This is a genomic window from Rhodococcus sp. 5A-K4 (genome assembly GCF_046097995.1).
GTDB lineage: Bacteria > Actinomycetota > Actinomycetes > Mycobacteriales > Mycobacteriaceae > Rhodococcus_F > Rhodococcus_F erythropolis.
Genome location: NZ_JBJURM010000009.1, coordinates 48,401 through 73,562 on the forward strand (window position 1 = coordinate 48,401; position 25,162 = coordinate 73,562).

Below are 25,162 nucleotides of genomic sequence, written 5' to 3' on the forward strand. Positions count from 1 at the left end.
AACAGGTTTCAGCGCAGAAAAGTGCCCGCTACCTGCACCGCAGGCGAAGAGCTGTCCGCGCCGGCAATGAACACCGCAAATGCGAGATCTCCCTTGATTCCGACAAACCACCCGTGTGCTGGACCACCTTCGGTTTCGGCCGTACCGGTCTTGCCCAGAAGCCCCGGAATGTCCTGCAACGACGTTGCCGTACCGCCCGTGACGGTCTCGCGCATCATCACCCGCAACTGTTCGGTCACCTCGGTGGGAGCCGGTGCCACGGTCTGATCTGCCACGCCGGGCTGTCCCTTGACCAACATCGGCGCGGGTGTCGTCCCGTTGGCGATCGAGGCCGCCACGAGAGCCATCCCGAAAGGCGTGGCGGTCACCGTGCCCTGTCCGATCGCGGACTCGACGCGTTCGGCGGGTGTGTTCGCATCGGGGACGTTGCCCGTCACCGTCGTGAGGCCCGGAGTGACGTAGTCGACGCCAAGCCCGAACTGCAGAGCCGCGTTGTGTAGAGCATCGGCAGGCAGACCGACGGCCATCCTGGCCATGGTGGTGTTGCACGACTTCGCGAACGCGGTGTGCAGCGGAACCGATCCGAGGTCGAACTCGTCGTCGTTGGGGATCTGACGGCCCTCGATGTTCTCGGTACCCGGGCACGCCAGAACGGTGTCCGGTGTAGCGACGCCGGCTTGCAGCGCCGCGGAGGTCGTCACGGTCTTGAACGTGGACCCCGGCGGGTACAGGCCGGTCAACGCAATGGGGCCCTGTGCGTCGGCGGGGGCATTCTGGGCCACCGCCAACACCGCTCCGGTCGACGGCTGTAGCGCTACGATCGCCGCCTGTTGCGTCACCCCGGCGAGCGCGTTCTCGGCCGCGAGTTGCAGTGGTCGGTCAATGGTGGTCGCGATGTTCGGAGCAACCGGCCCGTCTTGGCCGGCGACGGTGGTGACGGTTCCGTTCTGCTTCACCTGCTGCACCGCCCAGCCTGCGGATTTGTCCTGCCCCTCCTGCCACAGATCGGACAGCCCACTGAACGTCGGCGACGCCAAAGTTTTGTCCACCGAGAGCAACCGCGCTTGCGGCGCCAAGCTCACTCCGGGAATCGCCGCCAACCGCTCCTCGATCGGTGCAAGATCCTCGGCACGCAAAGTGATTGCGGTGACCGGCTTCCCGCTCGCCGACGCAAGGTCGCCGCTGAGCGATGCCGCCGTGATCGTCGGTGCGATGGGCGAGAGCAGGGCGGCCACGGCTGCCGTGTCCACCGGAGGAACCGCAGCGGAATCGAGATTGACCAGCGTCACCACCTGCTGCTCCATGATCGGCTGGCCTGCTGCGTCCAGCACGGACGGCGGCGCACCGGTCGTGGGCGTGTAGCGCAGCGTGGTCGAGGCGGTCAGGTCCGGAGCCAGCAGCGCCGGATCCCACTGGATCAGCCAGTTGTCCCCGCTTTTCGACGCGTTTCCCTGCGTCGAGTAGTTCCAGTCCTGACCTTCACCGAACTTCCACGCCGCATCGAGTGTGAACGTCCCCGCAGAATCACCGGACTCGGTGGCGTCGGAGACGGTGAATGTTCCCTCGTCCTTGCCCAGCCCGTCGATCAGAGCCGAAATCGCAGTCGAGGCCGCCGCCGGATCAGTGGTCAGGGCTGCCGCCGCTTGCACGTCATCCGATGTGAGCGCGGAGGCGAACTCCTCCGCCACTGATTTCGGCTGGTCAGGGCCAGAACTGCAGGCAACTACCGATCCTGCGGCCAATACCCCCAGAGCCACGGCAGCCACGGGACGACGGAAAGTTCGGAAGCTCTGACGAGCGTGTGAAAGGCGCACGACTCCGATCATGCCCGAATTTGTGGCGCCGGTTCGACTATCGGTGTAATCATGTAATCAGTGCAATAAACGCACGTCATGCTCCACCAGCTTTCCGAGGAGAACGCCATGAAGAACTCACAAAGCTCCGGCGACCGCAGGTTCGGCCGTCCCGGAGGTTGGCAACAAGCATCGGTTCCCGACGCGAGTGATGCGTCCGACTGGTTTGCCGGTCGACTTCCAGATGACTGGTTCACCGGGACCGCCGACGTCCAGGTCGACCGCGAAGAAATCGTCGTGATCGGTGAACTCCCGTCAGTCGACGGTGGCGAGGCCGCCGCGGACGGAAGGATCTCGCGCTTTCGTGAAACCACGCGCGCCGACCGGATGCGCATCGCCGACGAGGCCGAGGCTCGCTACGGACGCAAGGTCGCCTGGGGTGTACGCCTGGACGAAAAGACCGTCCTGTTCACACATCTCGCAGTTCCGGTGATGACACGACTACGTCAGCCCGAACGCAAGGTTCTCGACACCTTGGTGGACGCGGGAGTTGCTCGCTCGCGAGCGGACGCTCTCATGTGGACAGTCCGGTTGGCGGGCAAGCACAGCGAACAATGGCTCACGGAACTCCGCGAAGCGATGTCGAAGGTCGACGATCTTCGGTCCGAAGGCCCGAAAATCTGAGGACCAGAAAATCTCAGCACCGAAGACTGACGAGACCGACAGCACAAATTAATTCGATTGCAGGGGACCACTCGAGTGTTCTAACCTGGAACACGAATCATTCCCGACAGAACAGGAAACGGGCCGTTGCTCCTCTAGAGGTTCATCACGCGAAGGCACTCGCACCCATCAGCAATTGCTGAGCCGGGCGCACAGTCCAAGCACCCTCTGGAGTACTCATGACCCAATCCCATCCTTCTCTGTCGCTCTCGGATCTCACCTTCATCTGGCCGGACGGCGAATCAGTCTTTTCCCGCACTAATTTTGTATTCCCCAGTGGCCGTGTCGGTCTCGTGGGACTTAACGGATCGGGAAAGTCGACTCTGCTGCGATTGATCGCGGGAGAGCTCTCACCGGAATCCGGATCAGTAACCGCTTCCGGCGAGGTCGGCTACCTCCGCCAAGACATCACACTCGATCCGAGTGTTCGGGTGGACGGCATCCTCGGTATCCACGAACTACGAAACGCATTGCACCGCATCGAAACCGGTGACGGATCCGAGTCCGACTTTGCACTCGTGGACAACAACTGGGATATCGAGGAGAGCGCTCTCTCCACCTTGCATCGACTCGGCCTCGCGAAGGTAGTTCCGGATACGGCGGCACTGCGCCGAACCGTGGGCACCCTCTCCGGCGGAGAGACCGTCCTACTCGGCCTGACCGCAACGCTGCTGAAGAATCCGCAGGTGCTGCTCCTCGACGAGCCGACCAACAACCTGGACCGCGACGCTCGATCACGAGTTCATGCTGCAGTCCAACAGTTTCCGGGAACCGTACTGATCGTCAGCCACGACCGGGAACTGCTCGACACCGCGGAGTACACGGTCGAACTACGTCGGGGGGATCTACGCGTGTTCGGCGGCAACTACTCGCACTACCAGGAGGTCGTGACCGCTGAGCAGGAAAACGCACTCGCCACTGTTCGCGACGCCAAGGCCGATCTGGCGAAGCAGAGCCGCGAGCTGATCGACGCTCGAACAAAACTGGACCGACGTAAGCGCTATGGGCAGAAGATGTTCGAGAACAAGCGGGTGCCACTGATTATCGCGCAGGAACGAAAACGCCAAGCCCAAGTTTCGGCCGGAAAGCTGGCCCTCAACCATATCGGGAAGGTGGACGAGGCCAAGTCCGCCCTGTCGGAGGCAGAGGAACTCCTTCGAGACGATCGCGAGATTCGCCTGGACCTTCCTGCTACAGAGGTTCATCCGGGGCAGCAGGTTGCGCGGCTCGCCGAGGTTACGTTGCGGAGCGGCCAAGGGGTATCGCTCCAGATCACCGGGCCGGAGCGGATTGCGCTACTGGGACGCAACGGAATCGGCAAGACAACATTGCTCGATGCACTCGCTGCGTCGACTCCGTTCGTAGCCTCTCGTGCGCTCCCCCAACGTCTCGACGTGTTCGACGAGAATCTCTCGGTGGCGGACAACGTCGCTTTGGCCGCGCCACACGCGACAGCCGAGGAAATTCGTGGGCAGTTGGCACGGTTCCTTTTCCGGGGAACGGATTCCGATGTGTTGGCTTCTGCGCTCTCCGGCGGTGAACGATTGCGCGCGGCGTTAGCGACGATCCTTCTGGCCGAACCCGCGCCCCAGCTGCTTCTTCTCGACGAGCCGACTAACAACCTGGACCTACCGAGTCTCGCTCACCTCACGCAGGCACTTTCCGATTTCCGCGGTGCCATGGTGGTGGTGAGTCACGATCTGCCGTTCCTGCGCGACATCGGCATAACGCGATGGATCAGCATGGACGAGAATGGTATTCAGGACATCGATCCCGAGTAGGCCGACGGTTGACGCTATCGGTGCGAGACGGTCTGGCCTTACTGTGGGGCGATGTGCCTTCACCTCGACGCAACCGCCGCGCTGTCGATCGCAGGTTGGGTTCGCGAAGAACCTACTCGATCGGCCTCTGCCCCAGTTCCGCAACCGCTGGTCGGCGTTTGTGATCAACTCATCGTGTGGGCGAGTTCGTTCTCCGTACTTGCCAGTTCCGACGACCAGGTGTGGTTTCTCTCGGCGGAGAACTATGCCGGTGGAGTCGGCGTCAGTGATGAGGCGTTTCCTTGGAATGCGTTCCGGCACGAGAGCCTGGCGGTCGCTTCCGGGCCGGCTGAGCGCGCGGCGATCAACGCCTTCTGGTCCACTCACCTCCCGGTTCTGCTGTCGGTACGCAATGGGTACGAGTACCTGGCGCTCGCACCGGACGGTCAGGTTGTCCGTGGGGGAGAGCCTGAGTTCGAGGAGGTCACCGTAGTTGCCACTGATTTCGAGGCTCTGCTTCGGGGCATAGGCGCAGGCGTCAGCACGGCAGACCCCTTCACCGATGCACTGCTTGGAACGGTGGGTACTGCCCGGCCGGGCAGTGACCGGTAGCTCTGAGGGAGGCCGAGTTGATTGCTCGACTGGTCGTGAAAGTTCACGGCATCCGTCGGAATGGCTCCGGACGACTACTCGAGTTCGTGTGCGCAGTAGCTGGCACCCATACTGGACGGGTGTTGCACGACGTGAGAAATCCGGTGGACGGTGCGCGGATCACCTATCAGATCGTGGGCGATGGCCCACCCCTGTTGATGGTGCACGGCACAGCGTTGTCGCGCTCCATCTGGCGTGGCTTCGGGTACGTCAAGGCGCTCCAGGAACAGTATCGTCTGATCCTCGTCGACATGCGGGGTCACGGACGCAGTGACAAACCACACGACTCCGATTCGTATGCAATGGATCTGGTGGTCGGCGACCTCCTGGAGATCCTCGACACGGAGTCTCCGTTCGAACCGGCTCACGTCCTCGGATACTCGTTCGGCGGGCGCTCGGTGATGTCGCTGACCGTCGAGCACTCCGAACGGGTGCGATCGCTGACCGTCGGGGGCGGTAGTAGCCGGCCGATGACGGGGGCGTTCGACGCATTGTTCTTCCCAGGCTGCATCGACGCACTCGAAAGCGGCGGTATCGAGGGGTTTCTGAGCGGTTGGGGCGCGAGGCGCGGCAAACCGGTGGATCCACAGACTGCGACTGCCTTTCGAATCAACGATGCCCTCGCACTCGCGGCCTACATGCGCCGGGCCGAGAAGGAGCAGGGCATCGACGACGCCGTGCTTCAACGGATCACCACACCGGCGTTGTTGTTCGTCGGATCGAGAGATCGCGAGCGCCTGCCGGATACCGAGCATCTCGCGTCGCTGATCCCGGACAGTGCCTTGACTGTGATCGAGGGGGCTGATCACGCGAGCGCAGTCGCGGACTCCGAAGCTGTGCTGCGTGCGCTCGTTCCGTTCCTCAGCCGACAGTAGTCCGCCTTCATCCGCTCACTACTGCGGTGTGAGCACTCTCGACTCGAACGCGGTCACCGGTGGTTGCCGCAAGTCCAAGCGTCGCAGCAACTGGGCATTCGCGGCAACGACCACAGTGGATACCGACATCAGGATTGCTCCGACCTCCATCGGCAGCACAAACCCGACGGGCGCCAGTACTCCCGCAGCGAGGGGAACCGAGATCGCGTTGTATCCCGCTGCCCACCAGAGGTTCTGAACCATCTTGCGGTAGGTGGCGCGGGACAGCTCGATGACCGAGCTCACCGAACGCGGATCATCGCTGGCCAGAACAACCCCCGCCGATGCGATCGCCACGTCGGTTCCGGCACCGATCGCGATACCCACATCCGCCTGGGCGAGTGCCGGCGCATCGTTGACCCCGTCACCGACCATCGCAACGCGGTGGCCCGCAGCCTGAAGCCGAGATACCTGCGCGCCCTTGTCCTGAGGAAGCACCTCGGCGAAGACCTCGTCAATTCCGAGTCTGCGGGCGACCGAATGAGCCACGGCCTCCGCGTCTCCGGTGACCATGGCCACTCGAACACCGCGAGCGTGGAGGGCGTCGACGGCCAATGCTGATTCCGGGCGAATCTCGTCGGCCAATGCCAATGCGCCGATTACCTTCTCGTCACGCACTACATGCAGGACCGTCGACCCGTCACTGAGCCACTCTTCGGTCCCCGGGATCGCTGTGGCCCCGACCGATCTCAACATCCCCGGTCCGCCGACACCGACGCGAACGCCGCCGACGTCCGCAGCAACCCCGATCCCGTTGTGCGCCTGAAAGTCGGAACCCGAAGTAAATTCGAGCGACAACTCCCGCGCTGCTGCGACGACGGCGCGCCCGAGTGGATGTTCGCTGTCGAATTCGACGGCAGCGGCTGCGCTGAGAACTTCGTCGTCGGAGTACCCGTCGACGCCGCGCACACCGACCACTGCGGGCTCCCCCTTGGTGAGAGTGCCGGTCTTGTCGAAGAGAACGGTGTCTACGTTGCGCATCGCCTCGAGGGCCATGCGGTCGGTGATCAGAATCCCAGCCCGAGCTGCCCGTTCCGTCGCGATGGAGACGACCAGCGGAATCGCCAACCCGAGCGCGTGCGGGCAGGCGATCACCAGAACGGTGATCGTCCGGGTGACTGCGCTCTCGGGTGTGCCCCAGATACTCCAGGCGATCGCGGTCAGCACTGCCGCGCCCAGTGCGTACCAGAACAGCAGAGCAGCGGCCTTGTCCGCCAACACCTGAGCACGACTCGACGAGTTCTGGGCCTGTTCGACCAGGCGCCGGATACCGGCGAGCGCGGTGTCTTCTCCCACAGCGGTGACTCGAAGCCGAAGTGCCGAGTCGGTGGCTACGGTGCCGGCCACCACCTGATCTCCGACAGTCCGGCGGACGGTCTTCGACTCGCCCGTGATCATGGATTCGTCCATGTCGGCGCTTCCCTCGACGACCGTTCCGTCCGAGGGAACGCGGGCGCCGGGACGAACTATCACCAGGTCGCCGGTGGCCAGAGCTGCGGTGGGCACGGTTTCCACCGACTCCCCCACCACCCGTTCGGCCTCGTCGGGCAGCAAAGCGGCAAGCGAATCCAAGGCGCTCGATGTCTGACTGAGCGAACGCATCTCGATCCAGTGACCCAACAACATGATCACGATCAGAAGCGCGAGCTCCCACCAGAAATCAAGAGTGTGATCCACCCAGTGCAGACTTGCAGCCCAAGAAGCGAAGAAGGCAACGGTGATGGCAAGTGCGATCAGAAGCATCATTCCGGGTTGCCGAGAACGTATTTCGGCGACAGCGCCGGTGAGGAACGGCTTGCCTCCCCAGAAGTACATCACGGTGCCGAGTACCGGTGAGATCCATTCCACCAGAGCGTTTTCCGGCAATGTGTACCCGACCAGATCAGCGAACATCGCATCTGCCGCAACAACCGGAACTGCGATTACCAGCATGACTGCGAACAACGTCCGGAACTGTGCGACATGATCCGCGTGACCACCGTGTGCACCGTGCTCCATCTGGCCATGGTCCATCGCGCTATGGTCCGTCTCGCTATGGTCCGTCTCGCTATGGTCCATCTGACTGTGATCCATGTGGCGGTCATCCCCTCGCGTGTGATTTCGGCACTGCAGCGGTCAAACCATCAGCCTCGAACGTATGCCCGACTCGGCCACCGAGCAAGGTCACGCGGCCGAGGTCAACCGTTCATTTCTCCTTCAACATCGCTTCCATCTGAGTGATTTCCGCCTGCTGACCGGCAATGATCGCTTCTGCCATCTTTTCCGCCGATGGATCGAGCCCGTTGTCGAGTTCGGTCTGGGACATGGTGATGGCACCCTTGTGGTGCTCGATCATCATCGTCAGCCACAACTTGTCGAACTCCGCGCCACTGGCGTCGGTGAGGGCGGTCATGTCGTCGGCCGACATCATGCCCGGCATCTCGGCCATCCCGACGCCGTGTCCCGCATGCGCCGAATCATCCATGCCCTCCATCGAACTCGACGAAGGATCGGGGCGTCCCCACTTCGTCAGCAATTCCGTCATCTGAGCCATTTCCGGGCCTTGCGCTGCCTCTATCTGCGCTGCAAGAGAGAGAAGTTCGGCATTGTCGGTTCGACCGTCGACCATTCTGGCCATGTCCAATGCCTGCGCGTGATGCGGGTACATCCCTTCGAGAAACTCGATGTCGGCAGCATTGACACCCGCAGGAATCTCCGACTGTGCTGCGACGCTGGTTGTTTCGGAAGAATGGTTGACGCTCTCCCCGGAGTTGTCCGAGCATCCGGCAATCAACAGTGCTGCCGCTGCCACAACCGGTACGAACCGTGCGGCGCTCTTCCTGACCGTCAAAGACATGTTTCACTCCCGAAAATTGATTCTGTTCGATATGCACTGCACCACAATTGATTTGACAACAATGCTGCACATGCACAGTTGCCACGTTACCGGCGAAAATCCGCCTCGAAGCCCGATAACCGGCCCAAACAGGCTTCCTTCATCGAATCTTCACAGTCGAGCGGAAACCACCACACGACAGCAATGCAGACACGCAGTCGACTAACCTCGGTTTGATGAGCGCCGAACTACGACCTGGTGAGGAACCGGGGCGTGTTCTTGTCGTCGACGACGAGACTGCCCTCGCGAAGGTTGTCGCCAACTATCTGACACGCGAAGGATTCACCGTGCGCCTCGCCCACGACGGGCCGAGCGCAGTACGTTCGGTGCGCGAATTCGAGCCCGCGCTGATCGTGCTCGATCTGATGCTCCCGGGCTTCGACGGCATGGAAGTCTGCCGACGAATCCGCACCTTCTCGGACGCGTACATCCTGATGCTCTCCGCCCGCGGTGAAGAGTCGGACAAGGTGACGGGTCTGGCGGCCGGCGCGGATGACTACGTGGTCAAGCCCTTCGGCCCCCGCGAGTTGGTTGCGCGAGTGAAAGCTCTGCTCAGACGGCCACGCGCGTCGAGTTTGCTGCCGAAAGTGCTGCCAACGCCTCCCGGACTCGACATCGACGTCCTGGCCCGCACGGTCCGTGTCGACGACAACCTGGTCGATCTGACCCCCACCGAGTTCACCCTGTTGTCCGCGCTCGCATCCCGACCCGACGCAGCCTGGAGTCGGGCCGAGATCATCGCCTCGGTGTGGGGGTCGTCCTGGTTCGGGGACCAGCACATCGTCGACGTCCATGTCCGTGCATTACGCCGCAAACTCGGCGACGACGCGACCGATCCGCGGTTCATCAGAACCGTCAGGGGCGTCGGATACTCCCTGAGGTCGTCATGAACACGGTCGTCATGAACGCGGTCGTCATGAAAAGACTCGGGCTACGCGGAAAACTACTGCTCGCGCAGCTTGTCGTCCTGTTCGTCGCCTGCCTCGTCATCGCCGCCGTTGCCATCGCCGTCGCTGCCCCGCTCTTTCACAACCACCTCATGATGGCCGGCATCGAAGACTCGAATGTCCGTACCCACACCGAAGAAGCATTCGCTCAGACCATGACCATTGCTCTGTTGTGCGGGATCGCGGTCGCGCTGGTGGGCGCAGGCATCGCCGCGGTCTACATCGTCCGACGCGTCACGGCACCGATCACCATGCTGGCAGAGGCGGCGCAAAGCGTCGCCGACGGGAACTTCGACGTGACTATCGGCAAGTCCGACGTAGATGCCGATTTCACGCGTCTCGAAACGGCATTCGCCGACATGGCTGCACGCCTTGATCATTCGGATCGGGTCCGCAAACGACTGCTTGCCGACCTTGCCCACGAATTGCGCACTCCGGTATCGACTTTGGCTGCGTACGTGGACGGCATCGAGGACGGAGTTGTGCCGACAGATCCTTCATCATGGTCGGTGATGCGCGATCAACTCGAACGTCTGCGTCGGCTGTCGTGCGATCTGGCGGACGTCTCCGCTGCCGACGAACACGCTCTCGAACTCGATCGCCGGACCGAGAATCTCGACGACGTCGTCTGCAGCGCAACGGCAGCAGCGGGGCCACGTTTTGCCGATCGTGGAGTCGAATTGACGACCGCGCTACCTCCGCAACCGATCACGGCCGAGGTCGATCGCCAACGAATCGAACAGATCCTCGCCAACCTGCTCGAAAACGCGTTGCGGCACACTCCAACCGGAGGTTCGGTGACGGTGACACTCGCACGGGAAGGTGATCACCTCACAGTGTCCGTCACCGATACCGGTGACGGAATTCCCGCAGACCAACTCGAATCCGTCTTCGACCGTTTCCATCGCGGTGATCGATCCGACGGCTCCGGTTTGGGACTGACCATTGCGAGGAGCCTCGCGCTGGCGCATGGCGGCAACCTGACGGCCCGCCGCAACGAGCAGCCGCTCGGCAGCACGCTCGTCCTCACTGTGCCGATGGGACTCAGGCAGCTGCCTTGAACGGATCGTGCTCGGCGATCAACTTCTCGAGTCGAGCCTCGTCCACTCGAACCCTGACGGTAGACGCCTCCTGCTGATCACGAATCACCTTGGCCAACGTGAACGTACTGGTGACCAAGAACAGCAAGGACATTCCGAGAAATCCGCGTTGCCACGCATCGATCGGAAGATACGCAATTCCGAGGAGGGTGCCGACAAAACTGACGGCAAAGGCTATTCCGGCCTTCAGATAGAAGGCTGCAGTGGTCTTCGAAGGTGTTGTCGGTGTGCTCATGCTTCGAAGTCTGCTCGCCCATCCCGGCACTCGGATGCGTAGTCCTACTCGAGTGCGCACGGTACTTCCCCGGCAAAAATCAGATGCCGTTACCCATCCTGGTGGATAGTCTCGGTCCGGTATCCGGAGTTGTTCCAGAACAGTTGTTGTTCGACAACAGTCAGACGACAGGAGTGATCGATGACCCGCAGACATATCGCCATGGTGAGCATTCCGGCACCTGGCCACGTCAATCCAAGCCTGGCGATCATCGCGCGTCTCGTCGCCGCCGGTCACCGCGTCACCTACGCCAACGACGAGTCGATGCGCGAGGTCATCGAGGCGACCGGGGCTGAATTCGCACCGTACGTCTCCACGCTGCCCAGCCTCGTTCCTTCCCCTGACGGCGCCGAACCGGAGAAGAGTTGGGATGGGGATCTGATCGATCAGTTGACGATTTTCCAGGACGACTACGAGGCGATGCTGCCGCAGCTGCGCCAAATCTACGACGACGACCGTCCCGACCTCTTTCTCTACGACATCGCCGGGATCCCCGCGCGAATACTGGCTCAGCAGTGGAACGTTCCCATCATCCAGTTGTCGCCGACGTATGTTGCCTGGGACGGCTACGAAGACGACGCCGCACCGATGTACGACGAGATTCGTTCCGATCCGAGAGGCGTCGACCTGCTCGATCGGGAGGCCCGGTTCTTCCGCGCCGAAGGCGTCGAGGTCGATCCGCGTGAGTTCACCGGACGCCCACCCCGTGCAATCGTGCTGATCGCAGAATCGATGCAGCCCAACGCCGATCGTGTGAACCGCGACGTCTACACGTTCGTCGGCCCCGCACTCGAACCGAGCAATCAACCTTGGGTGAACCCGGATCCCGAACGCAAGCTTGTGTTGATTTCGCTGGGTTCAGCCTTCACCGATCATCCGGATTTCTATCGCACCTGCGTCGAGGCTTTCGGCCCGATGGACGGCTGGCACGTCGTCCTCCAGATCGGAAAGCAGGTGCAGATCTCGGATCTCGGACCACTACCCGCCAACGTCGAAATACACCGCTGGGTACCGCAGTTCGCGATTCTGCAGCAGGCCGACGCATTCGTGACCCACGCGGGTATGGGCGGATCCAGCGAGGGCCTCGTGACCGGCACACCCATGATCGCGGTGCCGCAAGCCGTCGATCAGTTCGGCAACGCCGACTCGCTCGTCGACGCCGGTGTCGCAGTACGCGTCGACGGCGCTACCGTCACGCCAGTAGAGCTTCGTGAGGCGCTGACCCGGGTGAGCTCGGACGAGTTCCGCCGACGCAGTGCAGAGTTGGCAAAAGAACTCGCAGCGGCGGGCGGTGTATCTCGTGCCGTCGAGTTGATCGAGGCCGCCCTGCCAGACAGCGGGCCGCGGTAGTGGTGGCTACCAGTGCCAGGCGTCGCCGCCCACGTTCTTGATGGTTCGCTGCAGAACCGTGATGGTGGTGACGAATTCTTCTTCGCTGATTCCCTGCATCCGCTCTTCCTGCAGCATCTGCTGTACCCGCGCGGCGCGATCGAACTGCTGGGTGCCCGCATCAGTAGGGAGAAGGACAGACTCGTCTTCACGCGCCCAGCCCAGGTCGAGAGCAGAGTCGACGGCCGCGTCGATCACGTCGGTTGATTCGTTCGGACCGATCGTTCGCAGGAGGACAGCTCGCTCCACCCCTTCAGGGTGCAGCGAAAGTTGGTGCAGGACCCACCACCCCGGCTGGGTCACGCCGATTGCTTCGAGCGCTCCGCGCGTGCGCGCGCGAATCGCTTCACCGGCGCGCGCTGTCCAGAATCCGATCGGCTGATTGGCCGGTGGCTGCATCGCTTGTTTGTTCATGGACACGACGATAAAACCTCAACGGAAGTTCAGGTCAACCACCAGCGAGGTGAAGTTCTACATATGTTGTGTGATTGCTCGGCCGATGATGCGGGCGGCGTCGGGGAACTCACCCGGGTTCGGTCCGGCGTAGTTGAGCCGCAAGAACTTTCCGGTCGGTTCTGCCGGGAACCAATCGTCACCGGCCCCGACGATGACGCCGGCCGACCGGCAGTCCTGCACGACACGTTCGAGATTCGTGGTGTCCGGGAGCCGAAGCCAGAGGTTGAGTCCGCCTTGCGGTACAGCGTCGAGGTGAGCGTCCGGCGCATGCTCGCGCAGACTCGACACGAGGAGGTCGCGTCTGGCCTCGAGTTGGTGACGAAGCCGGCGCAAGTGCGTGCGCCAGGCCGGCTGAGTCACGACGTCGAGCGCTACCGCTTGCAGCATCCCACTGACATACATCGAATCTGCCTGTGTATCAGCAAGAATCCGCTCGTAGGCCGGGCCTCGGGCGATCAATCCGGCAACTCGCACCGATGGCGACACGCTCTTGGTCAGTGCACGAAGGTAGACGACGTGTCCGCTGTCGTCGCGTGCAGCGATGGGGCTGGGATCTGCGGTGATTCCGAAGTCGAGCGCCGAACTGTCCTCGATGAGGAAGGCGCCGTGCCGACGGACGGTGTCGAGAACCTTGTCAGCCAACGACGGCGACCACAGCGCTCCCGTCGGGCTCGCGAAGCTCGGTTGCGCGTAGAACGCACGGGCACCGGTCTGTTCGAATGCACGCGAAAGCTCTTCGGGATCAGGACCGTTGGCGCCGCTGGAGATCGGAATGACCGTCACACCGGCCTGCGCGGCAGCCAGGATCGCACCCCAGTAGGTCGGCGATTCCATGAGCAACGGACGCCCCTCCCCCACCAGCGCACGGAAGGACGTCGCAAGCCCACCCTGACTGCCGGGAAGTACAACCACGTCGTTCGGCCCGGGCGGAGTGATCCCGGCGGGAGTTGCGGAACCCAATTCGGAGGCAAACCAGGACTGCAGTTCCGGAAGCCCGGCGGCGAGGGGCCGATTGAACACGGCGTCGGTTCGCGTCGCCCTGGTGAAGGCTGCACGAACCAGACCTTCGGGCAACAGCTCTCGGGCCGGATAGCCGGAATGCAGCGCGATCACGTCGTTGGAGGTGGACTGCAGCGCAATAGGCAGCTGCAGACGATAGTTCGGCGATCCGAGCGCCGCTGTCTGCCACCCGTAATCGTTGGGTCGCACGACGCGTGCGGCGCGTACGAAGGTCCCCACACCGGGACGAGCCTCCACCACCCCCTGAGATACCAGCGTTCGCAGCGCCTTCTGCACGGTGACCGGGCTCGCCCCGTGCAGGCTCACGAGCGACCGAGTGGACGGAAGCTTCGCGCCTGGAGGTGCCGTCGCGATCCATTCGCGCAAGGCTGCGACAATCCTCGAACTGCTATCATTGGACATGTCGAATCATAGTAGCGCTACTCTCCTCTCGCCGCTAGCGCTATCGCGAATCAATGTCCGTTTCCAGACCGAACCCTGAGGCGCCCTTCTCATCTGAAACACAACTCGCCCACCCGAACCGGAGAGGTACGTAACCGCGTGAACACACCCATCGATCAGGCCCGCAAGCTCGAGAATGTCAGGTACGACATCAGAGGGCGAATTCTCGACAAGACCGAAGAACTCGAGGATCAGGGACACACGATCCTGCGACTCAACGTCGGTAATCCGGCCCCCTTCGGATTCGAAGCACCGGACGAAATCATGATGGCCATGATCCGCAATCTCCCCACTGCCCAGGGATATTGCGATTCTCGCGGACTGTATTCGGCGCGCACCGCGGTGGTCCAGTACTACCAGACGCGGGGTATCACCGACGTCACCGTCGACGAGATCTATCTCGGAAACGGCGTCTCCGAACTGATCACGCTGACGATGCAGGCGCTCTGCAATCCCGAGGACGAGATCCTGATTCCCGCTCCCGACTACCCCTTGTGGACGGCTTCGGTTTCACTTGCCGGCGGCACGCCGGTTCACTACCTCACCGATGAAAGCCAGGGCTGGGCACCGGACTTCGACGATCTGGAAGCCCGGATCTCTCCGCGCACCCGAGGGATTGTCGTCATCAATCCCAACAATCCGACGGGCGCCGTCTACTCGACGGAGGTGCTGCAACGCTTCGTCGACATTGCCCGCAAGCATGACCTGATGCTCTTCGCCGACGAAATTTACGAGAAGATCGTCTACGACGGCCGATCCATGACAAACCTTGCGTCGATGACCGGGCGAGACGTTTTGTGTCTGACGTACTCGGGGCTGTCCAAGGCCTACCGCGTCTGCGGGTTCCGAGCCGGATGGCTGGCCATCACCGGACCACTCGAGCGGGCGTCGAGTTTCATCGAAGGCATCAAACTGCTGGCCAACATGCGAATGTGTGCCAATGTGCCGGCGCAGCACGCGATCCAGACCGCACTCGGCGGACGCCAGTCCATCGAGGACCTCCTGCTCCCGCAGGGCCGACTGACAGCACAGCGCGATCTCGCGCTCAGCACGCTCAACAGCATCGACGGGATCAGCTGTCAGCAGGCCGACGGCGCGCTGTATCTGTTCCCGAAGCTCGACGTCGACAAGTTCGGCATCGTCGACGACGAGAGGTTCGTTCTCGATCTACTGGAATCGGAGAAGATTCTGGTCAGTCACGGCCGCGCGTTCAACTGGATCGAACCCGACCACTTTCGGTTGGTGACCCTGCCGAACACCGACGACCTCGCGACCGCCCTCGAGCGTCTCGGCAACTTCCTCAGTTCCTACAGCCAGTAACCCGAGAACCGGGACGCCCCCACAAACGACTGAACGCCGACCGGATTTCCGGTCGGCGTTCAGTGGTGAAAATCAGCAGGCGATCAGGCAGTGACGATCGCGTCGAGTGCCGAGTAGAACAAGCCGAGTCCGTCGTCGCTCGGTCCGGTGAGAGCCTCGGTGGCGTGCTCGGGGTGCGGCATCAAACCGACGACGCGGCCGTTGGCCGAAGAGATACCGGCGATACGACGCTGCGAACCGTTGGGGTTCTCCTCCGAGTAGCGAAAGACGACGCGGCCTTCGCCCTCGAGTTCGTCGAGAACATTCTCGGAAGCCTGGAAGCGACCTTCACCCGACTTGAGCGGGATGAGGATCTGGGCGCCGGCCTCGTAACGCGAGGACCAAGCCGTGTTGTTGGCTTCGACCGTCAACCACTCGTCGCGGCAGATGAAGTGCAGACCCTGGTTACGGGTCAGGGCACCGGGGAGCAAACCTGCTTCGCAGAGGATCTGGAAACCGTTGCAGATGCCCAGGACCGGCATGCCGCCCTTGGCTGCTTCGACAACCTTGCCCATCGCGGGAGCAAAACGTGCGATCGCGCCGCAACGAAGGTAGTCGCCGTAGGAGAATCCTCCGGGAACGACAACCGCGTCGACACCCTTGAGGTCTGCGTCGCCGTGCCAGAGTTCGACAGCTTCACCGCCGGCCAGGTTGATGGCCCGAGCGGCATCGATATCGTCGAGCGTGCCCGGGAACGTGATAACCCCGATACGTGCGCTCATGCCTCGACTCGCCTGACGGTCCAATCCTCGATCACCGTGTTGGCCAGCAGGCCTTCGGCGATCTTCTCGAGTTCGGCGTCTTCGACACTGCCGTCGATCTCCAACTCGAACCGCTTGCCCTGACGGACATCGGATACTCCTGCAAAGCCCAGGCGAGACAGTGCCCCGACAATTGCCTGTCCCTGGGGGTCGAGAATCTCGGCCTTGGGCATGACTTCGACGACGACACGGGCCACGTGCTGCTCCTCGGTACTAGTGCGCGAACCCGGAGTGAAACGCTCGGGTGATGGCCAGTTTACCGGGCGCACCCGAGATGGTTCGCATCGAGTGATCGGGGCGTGACGGCCAACACCCGCGAAACCCGCCTGCGAGTCACTCCAGGGCGGCGCATACTCGAAATCATGCGACTGACACATTTTGGCCATTCCTGTGTGCTCGTGGAGTTGAACGGATCGAAAATCCTCTTCGATCCCGGCAACTTCTCGCACGGATTCGAAGGCATCACCGGCCTCGACGCCATCCTCGTGACACATCAACACCCCGATCACGCCGACCCGGCGCGGCTACCCGAACTGGCCGAAGCGAACCCCGACGCGGTGCTGTACAGCGATCCGCAGACGGCTGAGAAGCTCGGTGGGCGCTGGACGGGAGTCCGGCCGGGCGACCGGTTCAGCATCGGCGACGTCGAGGTGACCGGAACCGGCGGAGAGCACGCGATCATCCATCCGGACCTACCGATGATCGACAACACCGCGTTCCTCCTCGGCGACGCCACCAACCCGGCGCAGTTCATGCATCCCGGCGATTCCCTCTACGTCCCCGAACAGAAGGTCGACGTTCTTGCCTTTCCCGCCGCCGCACCGTGGCTCAAGATCTCGGAGGCCATCGACTACCTTCGCGCGGTAGCGCCGCGCGTCGCGGTTCCCATCCATCAAGCGATCATCCGCGACGAAGCCACAGGCATCTTCTACGGTCGCTACTCGGAAATGGCTGCCGACGGTACCGAGTTCCGAGTTCTCGGCGAGGAGTCGAGCGTCGAAGTCGCCTGATTCAGTCCTCACGCACTCACATCGACGATGATCCAGCCGGTGCTCGTCCCACCGGCTGCGTCGGTGAGTGTGTAGAGAATCCTGTCGGTGCCTGTCTTCGTTCCGGCCTCGAACACCACTTCGCCGTTTTCGAGCTTTACGGTGCCACCGAGAAGTGACGTCGCCTCGACCCCGGATACCTTGATCGAATCTCCGTTGCTGTCATGATCATTCGCGACGGCGTCGACGGTGACTGTGCCACCTGAGCGGACCTGTGCGGTGTCGAGTGCGGCGTACGGCGGAATCGGGCTTGCGGTGTACCGACCGACGTCGTCGAGTCGAGCCGAGGCCGCGTCCGCGGCATCGACGATGGCAGCAAATTCGGTGCCGTCGAAGCGCGAGAGGTCGTTGCCGTTCATGATGGTCGATCCCTCGGCGCCGCCGCCGTGATAGTCGTCGGCGTAGAAGTTGTGGCCCAACTCGTGGCGGAGGACGCGGCTGAAGTTGCCATCGGGCTCGGCACCGACCTGCGCGTAGCTGTGATCGAGTTCGAACCTCGAGTAGTAGGCATTGCCGCCACCGGAAGCGCAGACGACAGTCGCCTGGTCGACGCTCGTCCCGACCTGATCGGACCACAGACCTTCCAACTGGTCGAGGTCTTCACAACTGCTCGAATACGGGTCACTCGCGGCATCGGCCCGAAGGACAACCCGACCCAGGATCGGCCGAATTCCGACGTCTCTGATCCAGATGGCAGCGGTTCGGGCCATCGATTCCTCGGCCCGATCCAGAGCGACGGCGGGACTGCCTGCGCCGTGCGCGGAGTACCACTCGCCACTCAGATCCAATCCCACCACGAACTGCTTCACCGTCTTGCCGACGCTTGCGGCCGAGGCCGACGCGATAGAGGCGTTCGGCCACTTGGGTTTTGCGTCGATCGGCGCCGTGCTGCGACCGACCACGTCGGATCCCACGAACTCGATCGAAGCACCACGATCGAAAATCACCTGCCCGCGCAGTGTTCCGGCGGAGTCGACGATGGCCGAGACGATTGCGTCCGGATGCCCTTCCACACTGCCGATGTACGAACGGGGCGCCGGGATCACCACATCGGTCAGCTCGCCGCCGCTTTCCTGTACGGCCATCGAGAAGTCGGATCCCCGCAGATTCATCTTGTGAAGCCGCAGTGTGAGTTGCTCACCTTCGTCGTCGACAGTTGCGGTGCGGGTGCCTTCGCTCGCACCGCCGTCGACACCGCCCGTCGGCAGCGTGTGAACCACGCCGGTCGGAGCGGCAGACGCAACTGCCGGGACGATTGCAGCACAGACGACTGCGCCCACAGCCAGAGCGACAAGACCCTCGGCCGACTTGGAGAACCCTCGTGCGCGCATGGTGAACCTCAACTTCGTCTACTAGCGGCAGATTAACTGCACGCACTGTAGCAGCGAAAAGGTTGGGCGACGCCGTACTCGAATTCAACGTCCACTTTATGCGAATTTGACCAAATCGGCCCTACTGCCTGCAAGGAACGGGATAAATGCGAAGAGTCTGCCTGCTCGGGCAACCCGGACACACGACACCGTCTCGCAGCTATCGAATAGTTGCCAATGGCCGAATTCAGGCAGCGCCGAGCTCCTGCGACGGAGAGTTCCATCGGTATACCTGCGAGGTGGCCTCATGAAAAAGCGCGAGGTCCACAGCGTCGAGAACAGCCTGACGTGGGCCCTCGTTTCCCAACTGCTTGGCAGTAATCGACAATCTGACCAGTCCCCCACGCTTGGCGGCGCGCCCAGCTCCGAGAACCAATGCGCGACACCACCACGGCTCGGCCTTGAAGCCCTCGCCGATACCGAAAACCCTTCCCCGCTGCAAGGTTCCACGGGTCAGATCGTGTACTGCGCCGAGGCCTGCCATCGTCCGAAAGCCGGTCTCCGGCAACACCGACATGGCACCAGGCGACGCCACCCAGCGCGGCGGTGCGAACACCCGGGTCCGAAGGCCTGCATGCTCGAGAACCCGATCCGCAGCGAGTAGTCGCAGTTTTGCTTCGTGCTTCGACAGAGTGGCGAACTCGGCTCGACGACGCTTGGTCGCGGCCTGGTCGTAGCCGTGCAGAACGATGGCGTCGCCGTGCTCACGACGCTCACGCAGCCAGGCCGTCGTCACCGCGTCGTCGGCCAGCCGGTATTTGTCCTTCAGTCGCGGCGCCACGAGGAGCGACAGGCGGACACCTCGAGCGTCCATCTCGTCTGCGAATCCGGCAGCGAGATAACATGTCTCGTCTCTGATTCCGGATACCGACACGATCAGTTCTGCGGACATACTCCGATAGTGGCAGCTGTGGGTGAACAGCACACTGCCGCCGGATGATCATCCGGCGGCAGTTTTCAGCAACGAGCGTTTAACTCTTGAGAAGCGCAGCTACTAATTCTTGGGAAGCGCGGCTTCGATGGCGGCGACAACCTCGGGAGCGTCAGGCTCGGTCCGCGGACGGAAGCGGTTGACGACGGTGCCGTCCGGTCCGATCAAGAACTTCTCGAAGTTCCACTGGATGTCGCCCGCAGCGCCTTCGGCGTCGGCGGCCTTGGTGAGTTCGGCGTACAGCGGATGCTGGTTCTCGCCGTTCACCTCGATCTTCTCGAGGAGCGGGAACGTGACGCCGTAGGTAGTGGAGCAGAACGTCTCGATCTCTTCGGCGGTACCCGGTTCCTGCCCCATGAACTGGTTGCACGGGATGCCGATCACGGTCAGACCGCGATCGGCGTACTCGCCGGCCAGCTTCTCGAGCGCCGAGTACTGCGGGGTCAGTCCACACTTGGATGCCACGTTGACCACGAGCACGGCACGGCCGTCGTATTCACCCAACGAGGTGGGCACGCCACCGAGGGTGTTGATCGCGATGTTCTGTACTGGAGTTGTCATAGGTCCAACTTAGCGACTCTTGCCGACTGCCAGTTCTCGCCCACTGCTTGTTCTCACCTACTGCTTGTTCTCACCTACTGCTACTTCGATGCTCCGAGAATGCGATCGAGGTCGTCCAGAACGGTGAGGCCGCCGAGCGGTCCGACGCCGGTGATCCAGTAGGACATGTCGACCAGATGTGGGTTCGGGAAGAATCCGGCGTTGTCCGCCACGGCCTTCGGCATCGTGCTGGCATCGGCCGGTTTCGCGGAGGTGACCAGGATGAGGTCGGCGTTGGCTCCGGAGACGAATTCCGGGGAGAGGTCGACGGAGATCGAGTTCTCCCAGTCGCGTGCGGGAATCGTGAGTCCCGCGCATTCGAGAGTGCTTCCGGCAAACGACGTTGGTCCGTACAGCGTCAGAACGTCGTCGCGTGGACGGATGAGCTGAGCGGTCTTGCCCTCGGTGCTGTGCTTGCTCGCCACTTCCTCGCAGCGTGCCGTGTAATCACCGAGCAGTTCGCCTGCCTGATCGGTCTTGTTCAACGCCTCTGCGACGAACTGGACGTTGTCCTGCCACGGATCGGTCTGGGTCGCCATGTAGACGGTCGGCGCGATGGCAGCGAGTTGCTCGTACAGATCACCGTGCCGCGATTCCGTTCCGATGATCAGGTCCGGGCTCAGTGCGACGATCTTCTCGAGGTTCGGCGCCGCGACGGTGCCGACCATCTCGATCTCCGCGGCCTTCTCACCGAGGTACGCCGGAACACCGGTCGTCTCGCTGAGGACCGCGGTGCCCACGGGAATCACGCCCAGCGCTACCGACGTGTCGAGCTGAACCGGCTCGAGCACGACAACTCTCTGCGGATCCATCGGTACGTCCGTGGTTCCGCGGGCATGGGTGACCGCATGCACGGTGTCGGCGGACTGACTGTCGGTATCCGTCTTGTCGTCACTGCCACACGCCGTTGTCGTTGCCACGATGGCGGCGAGGACAAAACCACCCAGCACGTACTTCGCCCGCGAGTTACTGCGTTTCATTCCCAACACTCCTGTTACCGACTGCTTTCGACCGTCACAGCCACGCGCATTCACCACGGCTGAGCAAAGGATTCACCATCCAATAGTCTGGTGAGCCTAACCTACGAGACCGGAGCCTCATCATGTCTTCCCTTCCCTGCCACACCTGCAGCGACGGTGTCCTGGGGAAGGCATCTATGCAGTGCTTTCCGGAATTTGTCGCCAATCCGCAAACCAGTCGACGCCCTCACGCCTGTACACGGCAGTCGTCGACCGCCGGCGAACCGATGGTCGGTCGCGCCGGAATGACACATCTGTGGGTGTTGATCGAGCACCCCGGCCCCTGGCCGGCGTCCGCTCCTGACGACGTTCTCCCAGTCGCACTCACCGAAAAAATCTACGCAGCGCAGGGTCGTATTCGCCTCGTGGTGATCCGGCGGCCCCGCAACCGCCGAGTCCTCACCCCGATGTGCGTACTCGCCTGGACGGACGGCACACGTCAGTGGATGCGGGAAGGGTCGGTCGACCGATACGAGGACCTGTCGGTACTGCCGTTCGAATCGATGGCCACCGGAGTGGAACCCGACTTCGGCCGCTCCCGCACGGAACCGCTCTTCGCGGTCTGCACACATGGAAAGAAGGATGCGTGCTGCGCGGAACTCGGTCGCCCGGTCGTGTCGGCGCTGAACGCGGCACAGATCGCAGATGTGTGGGAATGCAGTCACATCGGCGGAGATCGATTCGCGGCCAACATGATTGCGTGGCCCGCCGCAGTCTATTTCAGCCGACTGGACGGCAACTCCGCGATCGATGCAGCCGAAAAATACCAAGCCGGAGAATTGGAGCTGCTGCACCTGCGCGGCCGAGCGGCACTGTCACAGGCCGCTCAGGCCGCCGAACACGCAGTCCGACGCGTTACCGGCATCGTCGCGACGGACGCACTCGAGAGTGTCACCGAGAGCGTCGACGGAGAACATACGACTGTCGATCTTCGATTGGAGGCGAGAGACTTTCGCGTGGTCGTTCGACCCGGCTCTCCAGGGCAGCCGTTCCGACACGATTGTGGTTCCGGAGGAACTGTCGAATGGAACGGATGGATCGTAGAACACCTTCACGAGCAATCGCACTGACCATCCGATTCCGGTACAACTGCCCGGCAGGCCATCGAACCGAGATTTGCGCGGACTGACAACACTTCGAATCAGGTCGCGATGAAGGATCGACGCCCCTGGTGATTACAGCTTGCATGCTTCCCATGACCACCGCACTGACGCCGAATGCCGTTTCCCGGTCTGCAGATCCGATCAAGAGTGAGGTCGACTACGAAACACTGGCAGCAAAATTCCGTCCGATCTTCGCGGACATCGCACAAGCCGTCGTCGAACGCGAACGCGATCACGTACTTCCCTTCCAACAGATCGACGCACTCAAGAAAGCAGGCTTCGGCGCCGTTCGGGTGCCGACAACACACGGTGGATCCGGCGCGAGCATCCCGCAATTGATCCGGTTACTAGTCGAGTTGTCGAGCGCCGATTCCAACATCACCCAGGCACTGCGCGGTCATTTCGCGTTTGTCGAAGACCGACTGGTCGCCGACCCCGGGCCTGAGCGCGACACCTGGCTCCGACGCTTCGCGGAGGGACAGTCGGTCGGCAACGCGTGGACCGAAATCGGCGACGTTGCATTGGGCGAAGCCAACACCAAGGTCTCGCCCGCACCCGATGCCGACCATTTCCTGGCGAACGGGGCAAAGTTCTACAGCACAGGTTCCATTTTCGCCGACTGGATCGACCTGTACTCGCAGCGCACCGACACCGGCACATTCGTGATCGCCGCAGTCGAAGCGAGACAACCCGGTGTCACACACAGTGACGACTGGAACGGGTTCGGCCAGCAGACGACTGGCTCCGGCTCGTCCGTCTACGAGAACGCAATAGTCCAGCCGGAGAACATCTTCGACTTCTCGACGCGATTCAAGTACCAGACAGCGTTCTACCAACTTTTCCATCTCGCCACTCTCGCCGGCATCGCCAAGGCTGCGACAACCGAGATCTCTCGTCGAGTCGCCTCGCGTACTCGAACCTTCAGTCACGGCAACGCTCCGAGATACGCGCAGGATTCGCAGATCCAGCAAGTTGTCGGCGAGGTGTCCTCTGCTGCCTTTGCAGCCGAGGCCGTGGCGCTGCACGCAGCACAGTCGTCCCAATGGGCATACGAAGCCGCATTCTCCGGCTCGCCGGAGGAAGAGAAAGCTGCCAATATCGCAGCCGAAATCGATTCGGGGCGAGGGCAAGTCGCCTCGATCGGACTCGTCGTTCCGGCCACGGCCAAGATCTTCGACGCACTCGGTGCTTCCGGAGTGAGCCGCGACCTCGATCTCGATCGGTTCTGGCGCAACGCCCGCACCGTGGCCAGTCATAATCCGGTCGTCTTCAAATCCAAAGTTGTCGGCGACTACGAAATCAACGGAACCGAACCGATTTACGTGTGGGCCATCGGGACTGCACCGACCGAAAAGGATGTACAGGCATGACCGTGACCAGTGAAACCGAAGTCTTCGTCGGCGTTCCCGACACATCCGAAGGCTGGATCGACCGCGCTCGCGAGGTGAGCAACATCCTTGCCGCCGACGCACTCGCCCGCGACCGAGCCGGCGAACCACCGTTCCGAGAAGTTCAGCTGCTCAAGGACAGTGGTCTGGTGACACTGCTGGGTCCGATCGAGTTCGGCGGCGGCGGGCAGCGATGGGAGACCGCCTACAAGGTGGTTCGGGAGATCGCGCGCGCCGACGGCTCGATCGGGCAACTGCTCGGGTATCACTACCTGTGGGCATGGGCAGCCAGATTGGTCGGAACCGATCCGCAGATCTCCGCTGTCGAGGAGCTGTACACGAGCAACCGATTCTTCTTCGGCGGCGCGGTGAACCCTCGAGACACCGACCTCACCGTCGTGGATCGCGGAGACACCCTGGTGTTCAACGGTGTGAAGTCGTTTTCCACCGGCGGACGAGTCACCGACCTCACGGTGCTCGAAGGAATCATCGACGGAACTGCGACGCATGTGTTCGCTATCGTGCCGACTGCTCAGGACGGCATAGTCTTCCGCGGAGACTGGGACAATCTCGGACAGCGCCTCACCGATTCCGGCAGTGTCGAGATCAACGACGTCGAGGTCGACTGGGCAAGTGCGGCAGGCTTTGTCGACAAGGAATTCCAACCTCTGGTCTACAACACGCTGAACTTCCCCGCGATCGAGATCGTGTTCGCGAACTTCTACCTCGGGATCGCCCGTGGCGCACTGGACACTGCGGCCGAGTACACCCGAACCCGTACGCGTCCATGGCCGTACGGCGGTGACAACCGCGAAATCGCAACCGACGAGTGGTACCTCCGTGAGGGCTACGGCGACTTGCAATCGAAGCTGTGGGCGGCGGAGGCCTTCGTGGATCAGGTCAGCCGTGAGGCCGACGCCGTGCTCCACGACGCTCGCGAAAACCTCACCGAGCAGGCTCGCGGCGACCTCGCCGTGCGCATCGCCGCCGCAAAACTTCGCGCCGCCGACGTCTCCTTGGAGATCAGCAACAAGATCTTCGAACTGACCGGTGCCAGAGCCACGTCCAACGACGTCGGCCTGGATATCTACTGGCGCAACATCCGGACGCATACCCTTCACGATCCGCTCGCGTACAAGCGCCGTGAAGTCGGTAGTCGTTTTCTGACCGGCGAGATTCCCGAACCCACCTGGTACACATAGCACCCACGAACAGAAAGAGACCGTCGCACGGTTGGTG

At 62.4% G+C, this 25,162-nt stretch carries 24 protein-coding genes; 12 read left to right on the top strand and 12 right to left on the bottom strand.

Annotation, left to right across the window (positions count from 1 at the left end; translation table 11 throughout):
* Positions 1 to 8: 8 nt before the first annotated feature.
* Positions 9 to 1,826, bottom strand: coding sequence for a penicillin-binding transpeptidase domain-containing protein (locus ACKAMS_RS14055; RefSeq protein ID WP_408989154.1), 1,818 nt, complete (start codon positions 1,824 to 1,826; stop codon positions 9 to 11).
* A 96-nt stretch (positions 1,827 to 1,922) separates the two neighbouring features.
* Between ACKAMS_RS14055 and ACKAMS_RS14060 the strand changes: the two genes are divergently transcribed.
* The 4 genes from ACKAMS_RS14060 (at position 1,923) to ACKAMS_RS14075 (ending at position 5,802) form a co-directional block, all read left to right on the top strand.
* Positions 1,923 to 2,477 carry a hypothetical protein gene (locus ACKAMS_RS14060; RefSeq protein WP_020968571.1) on the top strand — a complete coding sequence of 185 codons (555 nt, stop codon included), beginning with the start codon at positions 1,923 to 1,925 and terminating at the stop codon, positions 2,475 to 2,477.
* A gap of 218 nt (positions 2,478 to 2,695) precedes the next feature.
* Complete coding sequence (locus ACKAMS_RS14065) at positions 2,696 to 4,297, top strand: ABC-F family ATP-binding cassette domain-containing protein (RefSeq protein ID WP_408989155.1); 1,602 nt, start codon at positions 2,696 to 2,698, stop codon at positions 4,295 to 4,297.
* A 51-nt stretch (positions 4,298 to 4,348) separates the two neighbouring features.
* On the top strand, positions 4,349 to 4,888 hold the full coding sequence (locus ACKAMS_RS14070) for a hypothetical protein (protein WP_197941706.1): 540 nt from the start codon (positions 4,349 to 4,351) through the stop codon (positions 4,886 to 4,888).
* A gap of 143 nt (positions 4,889 to 5,031) precedes the next feature.
* Entirely contained in the window at positions 5,032 to 5,802 is a 771-nt protein-coding gene (locus ACKAMS_RS14075) for an alpha/beta fold hydrolase (RefSeq protein WP_197941750.1), read from the top strand.
* 18 nt (positions 5,803 to 5,820) lie between these two features.
* Here ACKAMS_RS14075 and ACKAMS_RS14080 read toward each other — a convergent pair whose 3' ends face one another.
* Positions 5,821 to 7,899, bottom strand: a complete 2,079-nt coding sequence (locus ACKAMS_RS14080) for a heavy metal translocating P-type ATPase (protein ID WP_197941707.1) — start codon at positions 7,897 to 7,899, stop codon at positions 5,821 to 5,823.
* Positions 7,900 to 8,026: 127 nt separating this feature from the next.
* Entirely contained in the window at positions 8,027 to 8,677 is a 651-nt protein-coding gene (locus ACKAMS_RS14085) for a DUF305 domain-containing protein (protein ID WP_019747083.1), read from the bottom strand.
* A gap of 215 nt (positions 8,678 to 8,892) precedes the next feature.
* Between ACKAMS_RS14085 and ACKAMS_RS14090 the strand changes: the two genes are divergently transcribed.
* Entirely contained in the window at positions 8,893 to 9,606 is a 714-nt protein-coding gene (locus ACKAMS_RS14090) for a response regulator transcription factor (protein WP_019747082.1), read from the top strand.
* On the top strand, positions 9,603 to 10,724 hold the full coding sequence (locus ACKAMS_RS14095) for a sensor histidine kinase (RefSeq protein WP_408989156.1): 1,122 nt from the start codon (positions 9,603 to 9,605) through the stop codon (positions 10,722 to 10,724). Before ACKAMS_RS14090 ends, ACKAMS_RS14095 begins: the two co-directional genes overlap by 4 nt.
* Here the strand turns inward: ACKAMS_RS14095 and ACKAMS_RS14100 are convergent.
* A complete protein-coding gene (locus ACKAMS_RS14100; RefSeq protein WP_408989157.1) occupies positions 10,708 to 10,998 on the bottom strand; it encodes a YiaA/YiaB family inner membrane protein in 291 nt (96 codons plus the stop codon). The two genes, ACKAMS_RS14095 and ACKAMS_RS14100, sit on opposite strands and share 17 nt — an antisense overlap.
* 180 nt (positions 10,999 to 11,178) lie before the next feature.
* On the opposite strand from ACKAMS_RS14100, the gene ACKAMS_RS14105 reads away from it, so the two are divergent.
* Positions 11,179 to 12,387: a macrolide family glycosyltransferase gene (locus tag ACKAMS_RS14105; protein WP_408989158.1), complete on the top strand. Its 1,209-nt coding sequence runs from the start codon at positions 11,179 to 11,181 to the stop codon at positions 12,385 to 12,387.
* A 6-nt stretch (positions 12,388 to 12,393) separates the two neighbouring features.
* Here ACKAMS_RS14105 and ACKAMS_RS14110 read toward each other — a convergent pair whose 3' ends face one another.
* Both ACKAMS_RS14110 and ACKAMS_RS14115 read right to left on the bottom strand, forming a co-directional pair.
* Positions 12,394 to 12,840 carry a hypothetical protein gene (locus ACKAMS_RS14110; protein WP_024487534.1) on the bottom strand — a complete coding sequence of 149 codons (447 nt, stop codon included), beginning with the start codon at positions 12,838 to 12,840 and terminating at the stop codon, positions 12,394 to 12,396.
* A 57-nt stretch (positions 12,841 to 12,897) separates the two neighbouring features.
* Positions 12,898 to 14,304: a PLP-dependent aminotransferase family protein gene (locus ACKAMS_RS14115; protein ID WP_019747079.1), complete on the bottom strand. Its 1,407-nt coding sequence runs from the start codon at positions 14,302 to 14,304 to the stop codon at positions 12,898 to 12,900.
* 138 nt (positions 14,305 to 14,442) lie between these two features.
* Here ACKAMS_RS14115 and ACKAMS_RS14120 point away from each other — a divergent pair, with 138 nt between their 5' ends.
* Positions 14,443 to 15,663: a pyridoxal phosphate-dependent aminotransferase gene (locus ACKAMS_RS14120; protein ID WP_080908995.1), complete on the top strand. Its 1,221-nt coding sequence runs from the start codon at positions 14,443 to 14,445 to the stop codon at positions 15,661 to 15,663.
* 83 nt (positions 15,664 to 15,746) lie between these two features.
* Here ACKAMS_RS14120 and purQ read toward each other — a convergent pair whose 3' ends face one another.
* On the bottom strand, positions 15,747 to 16,424 hold the full coding sequence (gene purQ, locus ACKAMS_RS14125; RefSeq protein ID WP_019747077.1) for a phosphoribosylformylglycinamidine synthase subunit PurQ: 678 nt from the start codon (positions 16,422 to 16,424) through the stop codon (positions 15,747 to 15,749).
* Positions 16,421 to 16,660, bottom strand: a complete 240-nt coding sequence (purS, locus tag ACKAMS_RS14130) for a phosphoribosylformylglycinamidine synthase subunit PurS (protein WP_003945817.1) — start codon at positions 16,658 to 16,660, stop codon at positions 16,421 to 16,423. The genes purQ and purS overlap by 4 nt, the downstream gene beginning before the upstream one ends.
* 165 nt (positions 16,661 to 16,825) lie before the next feature.
* Between purS and ACKAMS_RS14135 the strand changes: the two genes are divergently transcribed.
* Complete coding sequence (locus ACKAMS_RS14135; protein WP_408989159.1) at positions 16,826 to 17,473, top strand: MBL fold metallo-hydrolase; 648 nt, start codon at positions 16,826 to 16,828, stop codon at positions 17,471 to 17,473.
* An 8-nt stretch (positions 17,474 to 17,481) separates the two neighbouring features.
* On the opposite strand, the gene ACKAMS_RS14140 is transcribed toward ACKAMS_RS14135, so the two are convergent.
* From ACKAMS_RS14140 to ACKAMS_RS14155, 4 genes are all read right to left on the bottom strand, one after another.
* Positions 17,482 to 18,843, bottom strand: coding sequence for an Ig-like domain-containing protein (locus tag ACKAMS_RS14140; RefSeq protein ID WP_408989160.1), 1,362 nt, complete (start codon positions 18,841 to 18,843; stop codon positions 17,482 to 17,484).
* A 226-nt stretch (positions 18,844 to 19,069) separates the two neighbouring features.
* Complete coding sequence (locus ACKAMS_RS14145) at positions 19,070 to 19,774, bottom strand: DUF2334 domain-containing protein (protein WP_019747074.1); 705 nt, start codon at positions 19,772 to 19,774, stop codon at positions 19,070 to 19,072.
* Between the two features lie 102 nt (positions 19,775 to 19,876).
* Positions 19,877 to 20,374 carry a glutathione peroxidase gene (locus tag ACKAMS_RS14150; protein ID WP_021342996.1) on the bottom strand — a complete coding sequence of 166 codons (498 nt, stop codon included), beginning with the start codon at positions 20,372 to 20,374 and terminating at the stop codon, positions 19,877 to 19,879.
* An 80-nt stretch (positions 20,375 to 20,454) separates the two neighbouring features.
* Positions 20,455 to 21,393, bottom strand: a complete 939-nt coding sequence (locus tag ACKAMS_RS14155; RefSeq protein WP_020906375.1) for an ABC transporter substrate-binding protein — start codon at positions 21,391 to 21,393, stop codon at positions 20,455 to 20,457.
* A gap of 122 nt (positions 21,394 to 21,515) precedes the next feature.
* Between ACKAMS_RS14155 and ACKAMS_RS14160 the strand changes: the two genes are divergently transcribed.
* From ACKAMS_RS14160 to ACKAMS_RS14170, 3 genes are all read left to right on the top strand, one after another.
* Positions 21,516 to 22,502, top strand: coding sequence for a sucrase ferredoxin (locus tag ACKAMS_RS14160; RefSeq protein ID WP_378665917.1), 987 nt, complete (start codon positions 21,516 to 21,518; stop codon positions 22,500 to 22,502).
* Positions 22,503 to 22,627: 125 nt separating this feature from the next.
* On the top strand, positions 22,628 to 23,905 hold the full coding sequence (locus tag ACKAMS_RS14165) for an acyl-CoA dehydrogenase family protein (protein ID WP_408989161.1): 1,278 nt from the start codon (positions 22,628 to 22,630) through the stop codon (positions 23,903 to 23,905).
* Positions 23,902 to 25,125, top strand: coding sequence for an acyl-CoA dehydrogenase family protein (locus ACKAMS_RS14170; RefSeq protein ID WP_029254554.1), 1,224 nt, complete (start codon positions 23,902 to 23,904; stop codon positions 25,123 to 25,125). The genes ACKAMS_RS14165 and ACKAMS_RS14170 overlap by 4 nt, the downstream gene beginning before the upstream one ends.
* Positions 25,126 to 25,162 lie beyond the last annotated feature (37 nt).

What these genes read in the sequence shown, in the direction of transcription:
- ACKAMS_RS14055 (WP_408989154.1), bottom strand. Translation starts at nt 1,826, where the DNA reads ATGATCGGAGTCGTGCGCCTTTCACACGCTCGTCAGAGCTTCCGAACT.
- ACKAMS_RS14060 (WP_020968571.1), top strand. Translation starts at nt 1,923, where the DNA reads ATGAAGAACTCACAAAGCTCCGGCGACCGCAGGTTCGGCCGTCCCGGA.
- ACKAMS_RS14065 (WP_408989155.1), top strand. Translation starts at nt 2,696, where the DNA reads ATGACCCAATCCCATCCTTCTCTGTCGCTCTCGGATCTCACCTTCATC.
- ACKAMS_RS14070 (WP_197941706.1), top strand. Translation starts at nt 4,349, where the DNA reads ATGTGCCTTCACCTCGACGCAACCGCCGCGCTGTCGATCGCAGGTTGG.
- ACKAMS_RS14080 (WP_197941707.1), bottom strand. Translation starts at nt 7,899, where the DNA reads ATGGACCATAGCGAGACGGACCATAGCGAGACGGACCATAGCGCGATG.
- ACKAMS_RS14085 (WP_019747083.1), bottom strand. Translation starts at nt 8,677, where the DNA reads ATGTCTTTGACGGTCAGGAAGAGCGCCGCACGGTTCGTACCGGTTGTG.
- ACKAMS_RS14090 (WP_019747082.1), top strand. Translation starts at nt 8,893, where the DNA reads ATGAGCGCCGAACTACGACCTGGTGAGGAACCGGGGCGTGTTCTTGTC.
- ACKAMS_RS14095 (WP_408989156.1), top strand. Translation starts at nt 9,603, where the DNA reads ATGAACACGGTCGTCATGAACGCGGTCGTCATGAAAAGACTCGGGCTA.
- ACKAMS_RS14100 (WP_408989157.1), bottom strand. Translation starts at nt 10,998, where the DNA reads ATGAGCACACCGACAACACCTTCGAAGACCACTGCAGCCTTCTATCTG.
- ACKAMS_RS14105 (WP_408989158.1), top strand. Translation starts at nt 11,179, where the DNA reads ATGACCCGCAGACATATCGCCATGGTGAGCATTCCGGCACCTGGCCAC.
- ACKAMS_RS14110 (WP_024487534.1), bottom strand. Translation starts at nt 12,840, where the DNA reads ATGAACAAACAAGCGATGCAGCCACCGGCCAATCAGCCGATCGGATTC.
- ACKAMS_RS14115 (WP_019747079.1), bottom strand. Translation starts at nt 14,304, where the DNA reads ATGTCCAATGATAGCAGTTCGAGGATTGTCGCAGCCTTGCGCGAATGG.
- purQ (WP_019747077.1), bottom strand. Translation starts at nt 16,424, where the DNA reads ATGAGCGCACGTATCGGGGTTATCACGTTCCCGGGCACGCTCGACGAT.
- ACKAMS_RS14135 (WP_408989159.1), top strand. Translation starts at nt 16,826, where the DNA reads ATGCGACTGACACATTTTGGCCATTCCTGTGTGCTCGTGGAGTTGAAC.
- ACKAMS_RS14140 (WP_408989160.1), bottom strand. Translation starts at nt 18,843, where the DNA reads ATGCGCGCACGAGGGTTCTCCAAGTCGGCCGAGGGTCTTGTCGCTCTG.
- ACKAMS_RS14145 (WP_019747074.1), bottom strand. Translation starts at nt 19,774, where the DNA reads ATGTCCGCAGAACTGATCGTGTCGGTATCCGGAATCAGAGACGAGACA.
- ACKAMS_RS14150 (WP_021342996.1), bottom strand. Translation starts at nt 20,374, where the DNA reads ATGACAACTCCAGTACAGAACATCGCGATCAACACCCTCGGTGGCGTG.
- ACKAMS_RS14155 (WP_020906375.1), bottom strand. Translation starts at nt 21,393, where the DNA reads ATGAAACGCAGTAACTCGCGGGCGAAGTACGTGCTGGGTGGTTTTGTC.
- ACKAMS_RS14160 (WP_378665917.1), top strand. Translation starts at nt 21,516, where the DNA reads ATGTCTTCCCTTCCCTGCCACACCTGCAGCGACGGTGTCCTGGGGAAG.
- ACKAMS_RS14165 (WP_408989161.1), top strand. Translation starts at nt 22,628, where the DNA reads ATGACCACCGCACTGACGCCGAATGCCGTTTCCCGGTCTGCAGATCCG.
- ACKAMS_RS14170 (WP_029254554.1), top strand. Translation starts at nt 23,902, where the DNA reads ATGACCGTGACCAGTGAAACCGAAGTCTTCGTCGGCGTTCCCGACACA.